This window comes from Arcticibacter tournemirensis (assembly GCF_006716645.1).
Lineage (GTDB): Bacteria > Bacteroidota > Bacteroidia > Sphingobacteriales > Sphingobacteriaceae > Arcticibacter > Arcticibacter tournemirensis.
Map to the genome: position 1 here is coordinate 301203 of NZ_VFPL01000001.1, position 18963 is coordinate 320165.

12 protein-coding genes are annotated in these 18963 nt (G+C 43.0%); 9 read left to right on the forward strand and 3 right to left on the reverse strand.

The features are described from left to right. Window positions 1-19 precede the first annotated feature (19 nt). Entirely contained in the window at window positions 20-3586 is a 3567-nt protein-coding gene (locus tag BDE36_RS01315; protein WP_202618202.1) for a TonB-dependent receptor domain-containing protein, read from the reverse strand. Between the two features lie 296 nt (window positions 3587-3882). On the opposite strand from BDE36_RS01315, the gene BDE36_RS01320 reads away from it, so the two are divergent. From BDE36_RS01320 to BDE36_RS01330, 3 genes are all read left to right on the forward strand, one after another. Further along, complete coding sequence (locus BDE36_RS01320; RefSeq protein WP_128768169.1) at window positions 3883-4215, forward strand: PadR family transcriptional regulator; 333 nt, start codon at window positions 3883-3885, stop codon at window positions 4213-4215. Window positions 4216-4319: 104 nt separating this feature from the next. After that, on the forward strand, window positions 4320-5879 hold the full coding sequence (locus tag BDE36_RS01325; RefSeq protein ID WP_141813449.1) for a PspC domain-containing protein: 1560 nt from the start codon (window positions 4320-4322) through the stop codon (window positions 5877-5879). Between the two features lie 150 nt (window positions 5880-6029). Continuing rightward, window positions 6030-8474, forward strand: coding sequence for a TonB-dependent receptor domain-containing protein (locus BDE36_RS01330; RefSeq protein WP_141813450.1), 2445 nt, complete (start codon window positions 6030-6032; stop codon window positions 8472-8474). Window positions 8475-8875: 401 nt separating this feature from the next. On the opposite strand, the gene BDE36_RS01335 is transcribed toward BDE36_RS01330, so the two are convergent. After that, window positions 8876-10417, reverse strand: a complete 1542-nt coding sequence (locus BDE36_RS01335) for an IS1182 family transposase (RefSeq protein WP_141813451.1) — start codon at window positions 10415-10417, stop codon at window positions 8876-8878. A gap of 146 nt (window positions 10418-10563) precedes the next feature. Here BDE36_RS01335 and BDE36_RS01340 point away from each other — a divergent pair, with 146 nt between their 5' ends. The 6 genes from BDE36_RS01340 to BDE36_RS01365 all read left to right on the forward strand — a co-directional run bounded on the left by BDE36_RS01340 (window position 10564) and on the right by BDE36_RS01365 (window position 15036). Next, entirely contained in the window at window positions 10564-11115 is a 552-nt protein-coding gene (locus BDE36_RS01340) for a hypothetical protein (protein ID WP_141813452.1), read from the forward strand. Continuing rightward, window positions 11112-12011 carry an IS3 family transposase gene (locus BDE36_RS01345; RefSeq protein ID WP_141813453.1) on the forward strand — a complete coding sequence of 300 codons (900 nt, stop codon included), beginning with the start codon at window positions 11112-11114 and terminating at the stop codon, window positions 12009-12011. The genes BDE36_RS01340 and BDE36_RS01345 overlap by 4 nt, the downstream gene beginning before the upstream one ends. Window positions 12012-12145: 134 nt before the next feature. Further along, entirely contained in the window at window positions 12146-12697 is a 552-nt protein-coding gene (locus tag BDE36_RS01350) for a hypothetical protein (RefSeq protein WP_141813452.1), read from the forward strand. After that, complete coding sequence (locus BDE36_RS01355; RefSeq protein WP_141813453.1) at window positions 12694-13593, forward strand: IS3 family transposase; 900 nt, start codon at window positions 12694-12696, stop codon at window positions 13591-13593. The genes BDE36_RS01350 and BDE36_RS01355 overlap by 4 nt, the downstream gene beginning before the upstream one ends. 193 nt (window positions 13594-13786) lie before the next feature. Further along, the gene (locus tag BDE36_RS01360; protein ID WP_141813454.1) at window positions 13787-14158 is read left to right on the forward strand and encodes a helix-turn-helix domain-containing protein; all 372 of its coding nucleotides are present in this window, start codon (window positions 13787-13789) and stop codon (window positions 14156-14158) included. Then, window positions 14158-15036, forward strand: a complete 879-nt coding sequence (locus BDE36_RS01365; protein ID WP_141813263.1) for an IS3 family transposase — start codon at window positions 14158-14160, stop codon at window positions 15034-15036. Before BDE36_RS01360 ends, BDE36_RS01365 begins: the two co-directional genes overlap by 1 nt. Window positions 15037-15478: 442 nt before the next feature. Here the strand turns inward: BDE36_RS01365 and BDE36_RS01370 are convergent, their stop codons facing one another. Beyond that, complete coding sequence (locus BDE36_RS01370; protein WP_141813455.1) at window positions 15479-18790, reverse strand: vitamin B12-dependent ribonucleotide reductase; 3312 nt, start codon at window positions 18788-18790, stop codon at window positions 15479-15481. Between the last annotated feature and the right edge of the window lie 173 nt (window positions 18791-18963).

Genomic DNA, 18963 nt, shown 5'->3' on the forward strand with positions numbered 1-18963 from the left:
TAATATTTGAGATTGTTTGTTAAAATGAAACGCTTACATTGAAGCCATAATTACGAACAGAAGGCTGTGCAGTATAGTCAAATCCTTGTTCATTAGTCGCACCCGCAGAATTCACTTCAGGATCTGCATATTTATTCTGGCTTGGGGTCCATAAGAACAAGTTGTTTCCGTATAGACCTATTGTCAAAGCACCAAAAGGCGTGCCTTTTAACTGCTCTTTCTGGAATTGGTACGAAAGACTGAGATTACGTAATTTCACATACGATGCATCTATAACATTTACTCCCGGATTCAAATCTGAGTAGTAATCTTGTTTGTTAAAGGTTACATCAGTATTTACTACGCTATTGCCATCATCATCCAGGTAAACGGAATTAGGATAAACAACATCTACTCTTGGCCCGCCAGTTTCAACTGAAGTACCAACAAAAGCCATTATATCTTTTGTCCTTGAGAAGAAAACTCCACCCTTCTTTGTGTCGAACAACGCATTTAAAGACCAGTTTTTATACTTTAGGTTGGTACCTAAAGATGCAAGATACTTTGGATTGTAACTTCCTAAATAGACGGCCTTATCTGTTGGCACCGGAATACCAGTTTCCGAATCTACAATTGTTCTACCTTCAGCATCAGTAGCGTCAGTCACAGCAAAAAACTCACCATATGTTCTTCCCTTTGCCGCAACAATAGACATGCCTGAAAATCCACCAATTACAAATTGTTCAACACCATCCATTAATTCCACTACCTTATTCTTGTTCCTTGTATAAGTTCCATACAGTTCCCAGTTCAGGCCATAAGACGTTTTTATAGGGTTAAGTCTCAAGCTTAATTCTATACCTTTATTTTGAACTTCGCCCGCATTAACAACTTTAAAACCATATCCGGTTGAATTAGGAATCGGAATGCTTAGGATCTGATCTTTAGAATTGTTGGAATAATAACTGAAATCGAGCGAAATTCTGTTTTGCAGAAAGCCCAGTTCAGTTCCAACTTCAAAGGAAGAAGTCTTTTCAGGCTTTAGACTGGGGTTCCCAATTGTCGACCCAGCCATTAAAGCTGCAACGTTTCCAAAAGGAAAAGTTGTACTACCAAAGTTACCATTTACTGTAGATCTCGAAAATGTTGTCAGCAGTTGATATGGATCGGTGTCATTTCCCACTTGTGCCCAGCTAGCTCTCAACTTACCGTAATTTAACACATCAACTAATGATGAGTTCTTTAACAGTTCCGAGAATACAAATGAAGTACTTACACTCGGATAGAAAAAAGAATAATTGTTTTGAGGTAAAGTAGACGACCAATCATTTCTGGCTGTTGCTTCGAAGAACAACATGTTCTTATAACCCAAATTTAAATCAGCATAAAGGCCTACCAATCTTCTCGTGCTCATGTAATCACGAACCACGTTTACAGGACCATTACTATTTGCTAGGTTATACCATCCTGGAACAACTAAACCACCGCTGGTATTTGTTGCAGTTAAATTGGTTGATGTACTTCTCGAACGGATATTATTCCCTACCATTAAGGATCCTTCAAAATCCTCGTTAAATTTGTGACTGGCCGTTACCATCAGATCGTGTACAATCTCAGTAACGTTAAGTTGATCAACCTCATACAATCCCACCGATCTTTGAGTATTACTTGCAGAGTAGTTTTTTGTAACGTTATCAATCGGTGCAAAAGTGAACTTTGGTTGTTGTATTCTTCTTCTCTCTGAATACGTATCAACGCCCAGGCGTTCCTTAATATCTAACCATTTTACTGGTTTATATCCTATATTAAAGTTTCCGGTTACGCGATTCAGGTCGTCGTAGTTATCGTAGTTCTCAAGAACCCAGTAAGGGTTCATAGCATAGGCTCCATAATAACCGTATTGATCACTATGACTTACGCCGTTTGCATCCGTGTATCCGTATCCATAATATGGATTATTCAAATCTCCCATCTTATCAAGAGGAATATCTCTTGGAGTCTGCAGGACATTGTCATATACAGAGTTATCTCCCTGACCGCCAGCAACCTGATTGCTATTTATTTTGATGTAGTTGAAATTTATACCTGCATAAAAATTGTTAGCAAACTCAGAAGTTCCGTTAAATCTGACGCTATATCTATTATAGTCATCCTTTTTACTAGGATAAACCCCATCAGAATTCAGCGAATAACCGTATTGATCACTATGACTTACGCCGTTTGCATCCGTGTATCCGTATCCATAATATGGATTATTCAAATCTCCCATCTTATCAAGAGGAATATCTCTTGGAGTCTGCAGGACATTGTCATATACAGAGTTATCTCCCTGACCGCCAGCAACCTGATTGCTATTTATTTTGATGTAGTTGAAATTTATACCTGCATAAAAATTGTTAGCAAACTCAGAAGTTCCGTTAAATCTGACGCTATATCTATTATAGTCATCCTTTTTACTAGGATAAACCCCATCAGAATTCAGCGAGTTCAGACCCAGATAGAATGTTGTCTTCTCACCGCCACCCGAAAAACTCAGGTTATTATCAGAAGCAAAACCAGTATCAAAGAAATTGCGAATATTATCAGGTTGAGCAACGTAAGGCTTCTTCAGACGGACTCCATTAATTTGCTGTCCCCATTCTAACTCTTCGCCGTTAAAAGGTGCACCCCAGCTCCAATTTTCCTTAGGATCGTGCTCAAAAAGGGGATTTCCGTCCGCATCGTAGTCATACAGAAAATATCCCTGGCCATATTCATTCTGAAAATCCGGTAGCTTTAAAATAGAAGAAAAAGTATTAGAAGTAGTGAAGTTAACCTCAGTTTTGTTAGCACCTTTATTTCCACTTTTTGTTGTAATAATAAGAGCACCATTAGAAGCCCTCGACCCATACAGCGCAGCAGCGGCGGGGCCCTTAAGAACCGTTATAGAAGCTATATCATTTGGGTTGATATCATTACCTCTGTTTCCAAAGTCCACGCTAGTTAAACTAGATGCTCCGCCAAGGGAACTACTGGAAGCTCCTCCGATAACGCTTGAGTTATCAATTGGCACCCCATCAACAACAATCAAAGCTTGGTTTGATCCCGAAATTGAAGATCCTCCCCGTAGAACAACTCTGGACGAACTACCTGGTGTACTCGCTGTAGATGTGATATTCACCCCGGCAACTTTTCCTTGCAACGCGCTTATTGCACTTGTCTGCCGTCCTTCTGTAAGTTCGTCAGTATTTACACTCGGAGCTGAATAACCAAGAGTTCTCTTCTCTCTTTTGATGGCATTAGCGGTTACTATAACCTCCCCGAGCTCTCTTGTGTCTGAAACTAAAAGCACATTAAAGGAGCTTTTAGATCCCACTGCGACTTCCTGTGTAGTATACCCTATATACGTAAATACGAGTACGGAATTGGTCCCGGGAACGGTTATCGAAAACTGTCCGTTTGCTCCGGTTTGAGTACCGGTTGCTGCACCTTTTATTCTTACACTTACACCGGGAAGCGGTAAACCATCCTCCCTGCCTTTTACCGTACCCGTTACAGTACGCTCTTGCGCTATTACGCTTGTCATGAATAGCAACAAGATGAATAAACTTGATAGAAGTTTTTTCATATGTTCTTTCTAAATTAATGATTAAAGCATAAAGTTGGGGAGATTATTCCATTTTTCAAATTATTATTTGCATTTTTTTTATAATTTAACAACAATTCATGGGTAAAATGTGCTTTTCCCTACATTTTTCTGTATAAATAACAGTACTGTTACAATTCATTTCCCATTTATCTTTTTGGAAATCCGGGAGTCGATAGAATCAAAATCACCCGTACTTTAAGCTGCAAACAGGTGATTTAATATTTTTATACTACTATGTATTGCATAATACTAAACAAAACATATATCTTTGTATCATGATAGTAGAGAACACGCAAACCCAAATGAGGAAGGGGATACTCGAATACTGTATCCTCTCTGTTATCTCGCGGGGCGAGATATACGCCTCTGATATTATCAGCGAGCTGAAGAAGGCCCGGCTGCTGGTAGTGGAGGGTACTTTATACCCTTTATTAACACGACTAAAAAATAATGGCCTTTTGAGTTATAACTGGGTAGAATCCACTTCCGGACCGCCTAGAAAATACTACACGCTTACTCCCGCGGGTGCAGAAGTTCTGAAGCACCTCGACAAAACCTGGGAAGAGCTGGTTTATGCGGTAAACACATCAATCAGCGGAGCTGGATAGGGTGTAAGTAATAAGTTATAAGTAGCAGGTATTAAGCAACAGATAATAAAATAAAAGCTATCGCTGTAAAAAATCATCAGCAACAGCATCAAAAAATAAATATCATGAATAAAACCATTATCATTAACATAAACGGCATGGTCTTCCATATTGAAGAAGATGCCTACGAGGTGCTCAGAAGTTATATGACGGATGTGAAGCGCCATTTTGCTTACTCGGCCGACAGCGATGAAATTGTGACCGATATCGAAAACCGCCTCGCCGAAATGTTTAATGAACGTCTTGCCGACCAAAACAAACAGGTTATCGTACTTCAGGATGTGACAGACATAACCGCCCGCATGGGAAGTGTAAACGACTTCGACCTTCAGGACGAAGAACCTTCCTACGGACCTCAGGGATTAAAGACCGAACGTAAACTTTTCAGGGATACCGACGACCGGATAATAGGAGGGGTCTGCTCCGGGATAGGTTACTATTTCGACATGGACGCTAAATGGGTACGACTGATCACCTTCCTGATCACCCTTCTTTGGGGTACCGGTCTCATTGTCTATATCATTCTTTGGATCGTGCTTCCCCCTGCCCGTACGCGTTCAGAAAGGATGGCGATGAAAGGCGAACCTATCAATCTGCAGAACTTCAAAAAGAATTTCGACGAAGAGTTGGAATCACTCAAGCACCAGGTACGTCCCGGCCTCGACAAAACGGGAGCTTTCCTTCGCGATGCAGGGCAGCATACGGGCAACTTTGTGTTGAAGGCACTGAACGTAATCGTAAAAGTCATAGGAGCCTTTGTAATCTTTATTTGCGCCTTAACCCTTTTCTCGCTCTTCATGGGACTCATATTCGCGCTTGGCTTCCTTAACAAGGGAGAGCTCAATGCCTTCCCCTTCAATGTTATTAATCCCGAATATCAGTCGCCACTGTATTTCAGCGCCTTTATTATCGTGATAATCCCGCTGCTGGCATTGATCTTCTTTGGCATGCGTGTCATATTCAACCGTAAAATCACTGGTCGCACAACTTCCTTTGCGATGCTGATCATATGGTTAACGGGCCTTGGAATGGCAGTTTTCTACGGCTCGAAAGTAGGAGCCGAGTTCAGGGAAGAAGCAAAGATCGAACAGCGGTCGGATATCGTTCCTTACCCGGTATATTATCTGAAACTGAACCCAGGACGCTTCTTTACCAAAGACGACAGCGCCAGATATGGAATTAGCTCCAAATGGGACAAAAGCAGAATCAAGATATCTAACGACTTTGGAAAGATCGATCTCTTCATAGAAAAAAGCGAAGACGGCAAAAGCACTTTATTTAAAGAATTCAGTGCCAGGGGAAGAGATTTTGAACAAGCTTTTCAAACTGCTCAGCAAAGTGGATATCGATTCGTGCAAACCGATTCAATCCTCGAACTCGACAAGTATTTATATCTTACAGGACAGGCCCCCTTTCGGGATCAGGAGGTGGACGTTACATTAAAGGTGCCTGTTAATACGCGGCTGGTCATCGATGGAGAACTTAACGAGCATCTCCACAATTACAACCTCCGCGACTGCCTTCCTGAAGATAGTGATTGGAAGACTCCCTCTGTTTGGATTATGACCGCCGAAGGGATGAAATGTGCAAATGATTCTCTGAGAGTTAAAAACGAAAATCGATAAAATGAATTTTTACGTGTAACCTTCCGAGAGATAGCAGCGTCATAATACAGGAACACAGAAAATAGAATCCAAAAATTTTAAATTTTATCCTGAAAAGGGCTTTATAGGCCCTTACAGGATAGCTATGTCCTTAAATAACGCTAAACACACATGAAAGCTCAAATATCAAAACTACTCAAACTGCTCGCTTTTCCCGCAGTATTTCTATCAGCATCCATTTATGCGCAAAGCCTGCAGGTAACAGGCACGGTAACAGACCATAATAAGAAGCCTCTCGATTACGCTACAGTAGCTCTATTAAAAGCGAAAGACTCGGCCATGGTGAAAACGGCGCTTACCGATGCCAGGGGAGAATTTCAGTTTTCTGGCCTGAAGGAAGGCGGATACCTCGTTTCGGTAACATCCATAGGATATAAAAAAACGCTAACAAAGCCATTTAACCTTTCTGTAAATGCGCCATTGTTCCATGTGGAACCAATAAGACTCCAGGCTGAAAGTCGCAGCCTGAAAGAAGTAAATGTTACGGTACAAAAGCCTTTTATTGAGCGAAAAGCAGACAAGCTGATCGTTAATGTAGAGAACAGCAGTGTATCGGTAGGTTCCACGGCACTCGAAGTATTACAAAAGGCTCCTGGAGTAAGCCTGGATAAAGATGACAACATCGCCCTGAAGGGACGCCAGGGTGTGCTTGTGATGATCGATGGAAAACAAACCTATATGAGCAACGCCGATCTGGCTAACCTCCTGCGTAACATGCAGAGTAACGAAATAGAGGCCATTGAAATAATTAATAATCCCTCGGCAAAGTACGAAGCTTCCGGAAAGTCGGGAATTATCAATATCAGGCTCAAAAAAAATAAAAACTTTGGTACGAACGGAACACTAACTGCAGGTGCCGGTTACGGAAAAAGATATAAATCGAATGCCGGATTATCCCTGAATAACCGCAACAAAGACGTTAACTTGTTTGGTAACTATAACTACTCGAATAATAAAAGATACCAGGATATGCAGATCGACCGAATCAACTCGGGGTCCCAAAGAGATACCTATTTTTATCAATGGGGAGATTCTGAACGAAAAAATCAAAACAATAACTTTAAGGTTGGCATCGATTACTTTATTAACAAAAATAACACGATAGGAGCGCTGGTTACCGGCTATATTAATAACGGCGGAGAACTTTATGATAACAGCACCATTATAGGAGCAACACCAGGTAAAACAGATTCTTCTGTGGTAACCATGAACGACGGAAACTACAAATACAGGAACTTTAGCTATAATGTAAACTATAAAAGCGTCCTGGATACTAACGGACAAGAGTTCCAGGTAGATGTGGATTATTCTAACTACAATGGCAGCGATAATACACTATACGACAACATATATTACTATTCCCCTTCAGCTGCAAACGGAGTTTCCGAGCTGTTAAGAAATAAAACCCCTTCTGATATTCACATATATTCCGTTAAAGCGGATTATACCTACCCGCTTAAAAAAGGGATGAAACTGGAAGCGGGAATTAAAAGCAGCATGGTCAAAACCGACAACGACTTCCAATTCAACCGTTATCTGGGTAGTGAATGGCAAAACGACCCATTGAGAAGCAACCACTTCGTTTATGATGAAAATGTAAATGCCGCCTATCTTAATTTTAATACGGAGATTAACAAAACTACCATACAAGCTGGATTAAGAGGAGAGCAAACAAACTCGAAAGGGAATCTTGTGACTACAAATTATATCGTTAAAAGGCACTATTTTAACCTTTTCCCTAGTGCTGTGATCAGCCATAATTTTACCGATAACAACACCTTGGGTTTATCCTACAGCCGGAGGATTAACCGCCCCAGCTACGATGCATTGAACCCTTTTGAATATTATCTTGATAAGTATACTTATAATCAGGGAAATCCGTTTCTCAAGCCGGAATATACCAACGCGTTTGAGCTTTCGTATACTTTGAAAAAGGCTTACACAGCTGCAATCGGTTATAATATCACTACCGATGTAATAACAGAGGTGCTCCTCCCAAACACGGAGAAAGAAGCGCTGTATCAGACAAATCAGAACCTTGCAAAGCAAATCTCTTATAACTTTACCATGAGTGCCCCTATTACGTTTACAAAGTGGTGGAGCAGCAATAATAACGTGAATGTGTTTTATCTTGGATTTCGCACACCGGATCTGAATGGACAAAAACTAGACAACGGAAAAACAGCTTTTCAGATCTATTCAAGCCAGAATATCAAATTAAGCAAGACCACCTCATTTGAATTGAACGGAAATTACCAGTCGTCGTTAATATATGGCACTCTGAATATAGAACCTCAGTATGGAATTGATTTAGGCATCAGTCAATCGTTTTACAATAAAAAAGCAAACGTAAAACTGGCAGTTAACGATGTTTTTAACACTCAAACCCAAAAGATCTCAAGCGCTTATCCCGGCCTGAGCTATACTTTGAATCAAAAGCACGAAACGCAGGTAGTAAGGCTAAGCCTTTCATACCGGTTCGGAAAGAATGAAATCAAGCCAAGCAGAAACCGCTCCACCGGCCTGGACGCCGAAGAGAGCAGAATGAAAAAATAAAATGGTTTTTGAGGGGTTGTACTTTTTTCTTTGACCGCAAAGAAAAAAGCTACCAAAAAAGAAACTCACGGCTGCTTTCATTGCTTTGAAAGGGCGTGTGCCGATACGGAGTTTAGTGCTGCCGCAATGAAAAAGGCCGCAGGTTTGCTTATGGCAGGTCAGTAATGGTAAATGGAAATAAAGGGTAGAGGGATACAGGCAGAACAGGGACGTGATAATATCCGGTGTCGATTCCTAAAAAGGGGGTGTCCAAAAAGGCACCCTCTTTCCTTTTACAAGAGAGTAGGAGTTTTTCAGATTCTTATGAAATAGCTTTTCACTTTATGTTTAATGCAGTTAATTGCTGCATTAGATCGTATAGACATTGTGTTATCATGATGAATCGCGTCAATTTAGGCTTTTTAAGCAGCTTTTGCTGCCATTTTCCTTAAGTTATGTGCTATGGCGGCCAGTCCGAACTCGATATTTACTTTAGGGAGTGTACGTAGTCTGAATCGATTGAACCTGTTATTGCTTTTTAGTTGACCAAATACAGCTTCTGGTTCTATCGCTCTGTTCTTTCTGAGCCTAACACCTTCTTCACTTAACAGCTTTTGCTTCACTTTCTCCTTAAAGGCCCTTAAGGCATGGTTGACCTCAATTTTACGGTCTTCATCGCCTTTATAACACATTTTCCTGAGCGGACAGCCCTGGCAGCTCTCTGTTTTGTAACAGCTCACCTTAGATTTATACCCCAGCTCTGAGATGCGCTCAGATTCCTCCATTTTGATCATACGTTTGCCTGCCGGACATATAAAGTAATCCCCTTGCACATCGTAGGGCAGGTTTGAGGCATGATATATATTCTTTTTAAAGCTGCGTTTTTGTTCTTTATGAAAGTAATTGTACTTGATAAAAGCCTCAATATCATTATCCTCCATCCACTGGTAGTTCTGCTCGCTTCCATACCCTGAGTCTGCCACTACTTTCTTTGATTGTTTATTGTAATGTGCTTTGAACTGCTCCAGGTGGAGGGTCAAAGTGGCAGTATCTCCGGCACGCTGGTGAATGGAAAAGTTGGTAATAAACTGATTCTCGGTACTAATCTGGGTATTATAAGCCGGTTTAAGCTGGCCGTTTTTCATATGGTCTTCCTTCATCCGCATGAAAGTAGCATCCTGATCGGTCTTGCTGTAGCTGTTGCGTGTGCCTAAAGTTTCCAGTTGCGCTTCATATTTCTCAAGTCGGGGAAGTGCATCTTTTTCAAGCTTCTTAACCTCTTTTTTTTGTTGCTTGTTCAGCTCTGCCAAACGACCGTTCAGTTCATCTATCCTGTTCTTAAGTTCCGTTGAACTTACAGGAACGCCTGGCTTTTCCGGTGAGGCCAGTTCCGCTTTATCATGCTTTATAGACCTATCTATATCCCCAAGTACTCCGGTTATTTTTTCTTCCAGCTTTGCTTTATTCTTCTCTGTAGAGCCTTTCCATACAAAGGTATACCGGTTCGAAGCCGATTCCAGCTTGGTGCCGTCCACATACTGGATATCAAGACTGACATAGCCAAGATCAGCCATCAAACGGACCAGTTCTGCAAACAGATGCTGGATCTTATCCTTTAACCGCTTACCACGAAAATCGTTAATAGTGCGGAAATCAGGGGTACTGTTGCCTGATAGCCACATGAAGTGGATATTTTCCTGCAGGGCCTGAGCCATCTTTCGACAAGAATAAATATTACAGAAGTAACTGTAGAAAAGTACTTTAATTAGCATTCTGGGATGAAAGCTGCTGGTACCGCCGCCTTTATATCCTGAAAGAATATCATCGATATTAAGTGATTCAACAACTTGGTTAACAATACGGACAGGATGATCTGATGGAATCCGATCCCCTATGTTCGAGGGAAAAAGCACAACCTGCTGCGAGGTTAACGCCTTAAAATGTACATTTGATCTTGTTTTCATTAGCACCATTAATTTACGAATTAATGGGAAAACAAAAAAGGGTGTCCTTACTTTTTGGACACCCTCATTTCAGGACAAGACACGTATAAGACCCGTATAAGACCGGTGTCGATTCCTAAAAAAGCTATACACCCAACAAGAAGTGTATGGAAACAAAAAGAGGAGGAAAAAAGTCAACAAGGGAGAATAAGAATGTTCCCTTTGACAAGCGAGAAATTGAGACAATAGTCGAAATGATCGAATCAGGCGTACCCCGTCGGGAGATACGGAGTCAGTACGGGATGCATGAATCGACCTTGACCAATTGGATGAGCCGGTATGGATCAGAGGCGTATCATGCAGGGCAAAACCGGAGGTATAGTCCCTCGGAGAAACGGTCAGTGCTGCGGGCCGTGGAGTCAGGGATGTCGGTTCGGGAAGCATGTATAGCTTTTGGAATAAGGAGCAAAACAGTAGTAGCCGGCTGGCTAAGACAACAGAAAGCAGAAAATGCCGAACTTAGGCGTCAAATAGCACCCGTGAAATCAGAAGAGAAGGAACCAAAAGGAGATTCGTCAGGCCAGGTCAAGAGGTTGGCGGAACAACTGGCAGAGGCACAGTTAAAGATCCGGGCCCTGGAGACGATGATCGATATAGCCGAAGAACAGCTTAAAATCGATATCCGAAAAAAGTCTGGAGCCAAACAGTCACCAAAATGAAACAGGAGGAGCCCCGAATGGGAATAAAGACGCTGTGCAGATTGTTTGGCAAGAGCCGCCATGCCTGGTATGACCACCAGTGGCGCTATGAGGATATTGGATTAAAAGAGGAGATCACCCTTCAGCATGTCCATCAGATCCGTCAGGGCCTTCCGCGGACAGGTACCCTGAAATTACATTACATGCTCGCTCCCATGCTGGCAGAGCATGGCATCCGGATCGGGCGGGACTATTTATTTGATCTGATGCGGGAGCACGGACTGGATATCCGTCGCAGAAAGAGGCGGGTAGTGACGACCGATTCGCGCCATTGGATGCATAAATATGCCAATCTGGTGAGAGAATTGAGGGTTAACCGTCCCGAGCAGGTATGGGTGAGTGACATTACTTATATCCGCATGAACAGCGGATGGGGTTATCTCAGCCTGGTGACGGATGCTTACTCCCGCAAGATCATGGGTTACTGCTTTCATAAAGATCTCAGCGCGGAAGGATGTGTAGAAGCACTGCGAATGGCCCTGGACCAGCGGATCTATCAGGATGAACTGATCCATCATTCCGACCGGGGATCCCAGTATTGCAGCAAAGAGTATGTAGAGGTTTTACTGGGCAGCAGGATTGCCATCAGTATGACCGAAAATGGCGATCCCTATGAAAATGCACTGGCTGAACGGGTGAACGGGATTCTCAAAGAAGAATTCAATCTGCATCACTCAGGACTCGGCTTTGAGGACACCAAAACAAAGATCGCCGAAAGCATCCGGGCATATAATGAGGTAAGACCTCATGCCAGTTGTGATTACCTAACCCCTGAGCAGGCGCATTTACGGGCAGGGGTCTTGATGAAACGCTGGAAAAATAAAAAATCAAAAAAGGAGGGACTTGTCCTTGTATAGTTCAAACAGGATTAACAAATTGCAGTGTATAATCGAAACAGGAATAACAAATCGAAGTGTATAATTAATTCAGGATTTATTCATTAACCTGTATTGTCGATTCCTAAAAAAGCTATACACCCAACAAGAAGTGTATGGAAACAAAAAGAGGAGGAAAAAAGTCAACAAGGGAGAATAAGAATGTTCCCTTTGACAAGCGAGAAATTGAGACAATAGTCGAAATGATCGAATCAGGCGTACCCCGTCGGGAGATACGGAGTCAGTACGGGATGCATGAATCGACCTTGACCAATTGGATGAGCCGGTATGGATCAGAGGCGTATCATGCAGGGCAAAACCGGAGGTATAGTCCCTCGGAGAAACGGTCAGTGCTGCGGGCCGTGGAGTCAGGGATGTCGGTTCGGGAAGCATGTATAGCTTTTGGAATAAGGAGCAAAACAGTAGTAGCCGGCTGGCTAAGACAACAGAAAGCAGAAAATGCCGAACTTAGGCGTCAAATAGCACCCGTGAAATCAGAAGAGAAGGAACCAAAAGGAGATTCGTCAGGCCAGGTCAAGAGGTTGGCGGAACAACTGGCAGAGGCACAGTTAAAGATCCGGGCCCTGGAGACGATGATCGATATAGCCGAAGAACAGCTTAAAATCGATATCCGAAAAAAGTCTGGAGCCAAACAGTCACCAAAATGAAACAGGAGGAGCCCCGAATGGGAATAAAGACGCTGTGCAGATTGTTTGGCAAGAGCCGCCATGCCTGGTATGACCACCAGTGGCGCTATGAGGATATTGGATTAAAAGAGGAGATCACCCTTCAGCATGTCCATCAGATCCGTCAGGGCCTTCCGCGGACAGGTACCCTGAAATTACATTACATGCTCGCTCCCATGCTGGCAGAGCATGGCATCCGGATCGGGCGGGACTATTTATTTGATCTGATGCGGGAGCACGGACTGGATATCCGTCGCAGAAAGAGGCGGGTAGTGACGACCGATTCGCGCCATTGGATGCATAAATATGCCAATCTGGTGAGAGAATTGAGGGTTAACCGTCCCGAGCAGGTATGGGTGAGTGACATTACTTATATCCGCATGAACAGCGGATGGGGTTATCTCAGCCTGGTGACGGATGCTTACTCCCGCAAGATCATGGGTTACTGCTTTCATAAAGATCTCAGCGCGGAAGGATGTGTAGAAGCACTGCGAATGGCCCTGGACCAGCGGATCTATCAGGATGAACTGATCCATCATTCCGACCGGGGATCCCAGTATTGCAGCAAAGAGTATGTAGAGGTTTTACTGGGCAGCAGGATTGCCATCAGTATGACCGAAAATGGCGATCCCTATGAAAATGCACTGGCTGAACGGGTGAACGGGATTCTCAAAGAAGAATTCAATCTGCATCACTCAGGACTCGGCTTTGAGGACACCAAAACAAAGATCGCCGAAAGCATCCGGGCATATAATGAGGTAAGACCTCATGCCAGTTGTGATTACCTAACCCCTGAGCAGGCGCATTTACGGGCAGGGGTCTTGATGAAACGCTGGAAAAATAAAAAATCAAAAAAGGAGGGACTTGTCCTTGTATAGTTCAAACAGGATTAACAAATTGCAGTGTATAATCGAAACAGGAATAACAAATCGAAGTGTATAATTAATTCAGGATTTATTCATTAACCTGTATAGCTATTTCAGGACAAGACATATAGCTATTTCAGGACAAGACACGGACTGTCCATTCCTAAAAAAAGTTTACATAAGAAAGTTTTCAAAGAACAAGAAAATGAGTATTAAAAATGAATTACCCCGGAAGGGAAAATTGGGAAAAGAATCGAATCATTCTGATAGTTTCAGGATTCAGGTGGCGTTAGAATATTTAGATGGCGACTATAGCCAGGCACAGGTTGAAAAAAAATACGGATTACCAGAAAGAAGTGTTTATCGTTTTGTAAATTGGTATAACGATAACCAGAAAGAGCTTATGCAAGACCAACCGGTAGAAGCACAGGAAGCTTCGTTTACTTCAAAGGAACTGGCTGCGCTTGAAAAGAAGCTATCCCTTGCAGAGATGAAGATCGCAGCCCTTGAAAAAGTCATTGCTATGGCCAACGAAGAATACCGGACAGATCTTAAAAAAAAAGCTGTTACCAGGTGATGGCCGAACTGCGGGGAACACGCAAACATTATAGCTTAGCCAATCTTTGCGCGGCATTTGGTTATACCAGGCAGGCCTGGTATAACTATTTAAAAAGATCAGAACTTCAGATTTTTCAGGAGCATATTGTATTGCAGAAAATTAAAGAGATTAGAAAGGAACTGCCTAAAACCGGCTGTATCAAACTTTACAAAGAGCTCAATAATGGTTTTTTGCAGGACTTAGGGATAGCAATGGGCAGAGATGCTGTATTTGACCTGGTTAGAGAGAATGGGATGCTTGTCAAATCCAGCAAAAGGCATGTGTGTACTACCAATTCCTATCACAGGTATAGAATTCATCCTGATCTGGTGCAACGAAGGCATCCACAGCACGCTGAAGAAATATGGGTGAGTGACATTACTTACATTACCACCATGTCCGGATTCAACTACCTGTCTTTAGTAACAGATGCGTACTCAAGAAAAATAACAGGGTACTTTCTGTCAGTAAACCTCAAAGCTGAAGGATGTATAAAAGCACTCGATCAGGCACTAGCTGCAAGGATATATCCTGAAAACACATTAATACATCACTCGGACAGGGGCACGCAGTATTGTTGTGATGATTATGTGTCCAAACTCAGGCAAAGGGATATCCAGATCAGCATGACACAAACCGGCAGCCCCTATGACAATGCCATCGCAGAGCGTATTAACGGAATACTTAAAACAGAATTTGATCTTTATAAAACCTTCAAATCTCATAGCCAGGCAAACGCAGCAGTGGATAAGGCCATCTTTAATTATAACAACCTGAGGTTACATGCAAGTTGCAGCTACCAGACTCCGGAACATACCCATAATCAAGAAAAAACAAATCAAATCACCTTAAATTAAAGTTATGTAAACAAATAACAGAAAGAAAACTTAACATTGTAAACCCAACACAGTTATAATAACTTTTGCTGTAAACACAGAGTAGTAACAACATTTCTTATTGTAAACTTATTCCAGTATAGGACAGACCTGAAATAGTGCGCACCTGAATCGCACTTTCCGCGCACTTTGTTCGCACTTCGTTCGCTCGGCGAGCGAATAACGTGCGCAAAAAGTGCCTGCTATGTAAGCACTAAGTGTGCCTTATTTCGGGCGCGGGTCTCTGCCGATCCTCTTTTCGGCCCCCCGGCTATATGCAAAAAGCCCGGACCTTCCGATCCGGGCTTCAATTATTTCCCTTTTCTAATTTTAGAATCCAGGCTCCTCAGCTAATGGCATCCATTCTCTAATCCGTCTCCGCTGCCTCTTGCTTCCTGATTCTTACTTCTTTTCTCTCTTAATCCTACGAGCAACCTCCCTGTGTACCACAATTCAGACATTTGTAACAGGTTCCCGAGCGAACCATAATATGGCCGCAATTAGTACATGCCGGAGCGTCTGACTGGGCGCCTCCCGAAATATCAAGAACTGGTTTGTATACTTTATCTGCTTTAACTTTCTCAGAAGGGGTTTCTGCGAAAGTATTCTCGTAGGCGTTCTCATCTTCATCAACAAGCTGAGGGTTGCCTAAAACAGCATTTTGCTCGGTTATCACGTGTACAAGATCAGATCTGTCAAGGTATTCATATCCCAGAAGCCTGAAGATGTAGTCGATTATAGAGGTAGCACTCTTAATATTATCGTGACCCGAAACCATACCTGAAGGCTCAAAGCGGGTGAACACGAACTTATCCACAAATTCTTCGAGCGGCACACCGTACTGAAGGCCTACCGATACTGCTATAGCAAAGCAGTTCATCAGCGATCTGAACGTAGCACCTTCTTTATGCATATCCACAAAGATCTCACCTAGTGTCCCGTCTTCATACTGTCCGGTACGTACATAAATGGTTTGTCCGCCTACCGCTGCTTTCTGCGTGAAGCCACTACGTTTAGCCGGCAAAACTTTGCGTTGAACAACAGACGAAAGCTGGCGTTTGAACGTGGTATCGGTTGATTTCTCGATGATGGCACGGGCTGCTTCAAGCACCTGTTCAGGAGTAAGATCGCTTAACTTAACATTGGCAGCTTCACCTAAAACCTCTTCCACAGAATCTATTGAATCTTCTTCCTTGCTGGAAGATTTGGTAGAAAGAGGCTGAGATAATTTACATCCGTCGCGGTAAAGTGCATTCGCCTTAAGACCTAATTCCCAGGAAAGCTGATAACAATCCTTTATTTCTTCTACTGTTGCTTCGTTGGGCAAATTGATCGTTTTAGAAATAGCGCCCGAAAGGAAAGGCTGGGCTGCAGCCATCATTTTAATATGACCGTGAGCATGGATATACCGCTGACCTTTCATTCCGCATTTATTAGCGCAATCGAATATTGGGTAGTGGCTCTCTTTAAGGTAAGGAGCACCTTCCAGGGTCATGGTTCCGCAAATAAATTCGTTTGCTTCGGCAATCTGCTGACGGCTGAATCCAAGTGCACGCAGAAAATTGAAATCAGGAGAGTTATATTTTTCAGGTTTGAAGCCCAGACGTTTCAGGCAGTCTTCGCCTAGTGTCCACTGGTTAAATACAAATCCTATTTCAAAAGCTGATATTACTGCTTTATCTAATTTTTCGATTTCAGCCTGTTTAAAGCCTTTGGAAAGAAGTGTATCAAAGTTAATGTGGGGCGCACCTTTTAGAGTCGCACTACCTTTGGCGTAATTGATAATCGCCTCGATCTCATGTTCCTTATATCCAAGGTTTTTAAGTGCAGCTGGTACCGCCTGGTTGATGATCTTAAAATAACCGCCGCCAGAAAGCTTCTTAAATTTCACAAGAGCAAAATCAGGCTCGATACCGGTAGTATCGCAATCCATTACCAGGCCAATGGTTCCGGTAGGTGCAATAACCGTTGTCTGAGCATTACGATATCCGTATTTCTCGCCTAGTTCTACGGCCTTATCCCATGAATTGCAAGCTGCAGAAAGGAGGTAATCAGGGCAATATTTCGGGTCAATTCCCGGAGGCGCAATTTCCAGGCCTTCATAGTTCTCTGTCGAATTATAGGCAGCAAAACGATGATTACGCATCACACGCAGCATATGCTGTTTATTTTCATCATAACGTTTGAATGCACCGAGCGACTTGGCCATTTCCGCTGAAGTTGCATAAGCGGTACCGGTCATGATAGCGGTGATAGCGCCACCTATAGCCCTTGCTTTTTCACTGTCGTAAGGAATACCTGCAACCATGAGCATAGAGCCCAGGTTAGCATATCCAAGTCCCAGAGTGCGGTAATCGTACGACAGCTGAGCTACTTCCTTAGAAGGGAACTGAGCCATCAGCACAGAGATTTCTAACACGACAGTCCAGATACGACAGGCGTGTTCATACCCCTTCACATCAAACACAAAGGTATCGGGGTTAAAGAAGTGCGCCAGGTTAACAGAGGCAAGATTACAAGCCGTGTTATCCAGGAACATATATTCTGAACAAGGGTTGGATGCATTGATGCGTCCGCCTTCGGGACAAGTATGCCATTCGTTGATAGTAGTATCATACTGAACACCAGGATCGGCACAGGCCCAGGCAGCAAATGCGATATCCTGCCAAAGCTTATCAGCGGAGATCGATTTCAGTGTGCGGCCATCGGTCCTTGATTTTAAATCCCAGGCAGACCCGCCCTCTAGTGCTTTGAAGAATGCATTGGGGATACGAACCGAGTTGTTTGAATTCTGACCAGATACTGTGCGATAAGCTTCGCCTTCATAGTCGGAAGAATATCCGGCGGCAATCAGAGCGGCTACTTTGCGTTCTTCTTCTACTTTCCAGTTAACAAAATTTTCTATTTCAGGGTGGTCCAGATCAAGACAAACCATCTTTGCAGCACGACGGGTAGTACCCCCCGACTTTATTGCTCCGGCAGCACGATCGCCGATCTTAAGGAAGGACATTAATCCGGATGAATAGCCTCCTCCCGAAAGTTTTTCATTTTCTCCGCGGATAGAGGAGAAGTTCGTTCCGACGCCTGATCCATATTTAAATATGCGTGCTTCACGTACCCAAAGATCCATGATGCCACCGTCGTTAACCAGATCGTCGGTTACCGACAGAATAAAACAAGCGTGCGGTTGCGGGCGCTCGTAGGCGGAAGTAGATTTCTTCAGTTCTTCTGTTTCGGGATCAACAAAATAGTGTCCCTGTGGTTTACCTGTAATTCCGTAAGAGCTGTGTAAGCCGGTATTGAACCACTGAGGCGAATTAGGAGCAGCAAGCTGACCTACAATAGTATAGACGAGTTCGTCGTAAAAAATATCAGCATCTTCTTTAGAAGCAAAATACCCGTAACGCTGGCCCCATTGCTTCCAGCAGTCGGCCATACGGTGCGCTACTTGTTTAATGCTTCTCTCAGAGCCGGTAGTTCCGTCTGCCTGAGGTACACCGGCTTTTCTAAAGTATTTCTGCGCAAGGATATCTGTAGCCACCTGGCTCCATGAGTTCGGAACTTCCACATCTTTCATTTCAAACACTGCATCACCTGCAGGATTTCTAATGACCGAGGAGCGCTTTTCGTAGGTGAAAAGATCGTAAACGTTCACTCCTTCTTTGCTGAAGTAACGCTGGAACTGCAAACCGCTGCCGGTTCCTCCTGCTGTCTTTGCTGCTGTTTTTTTGCTCATAGTTTGAGTACTTTTTATATTATTAATGTCTTAAATTTTAGTTTTGGTATGTTCCCCAATAGATAGACCCCGTAATTTTAAGGGGTTTTTACTCAAAATTAACATTAAGGTTAACTGAAGTGAATTCTGGTTTTCCACATGCCTGCAAACCGTACCCCTTTCACTGCTTGAAA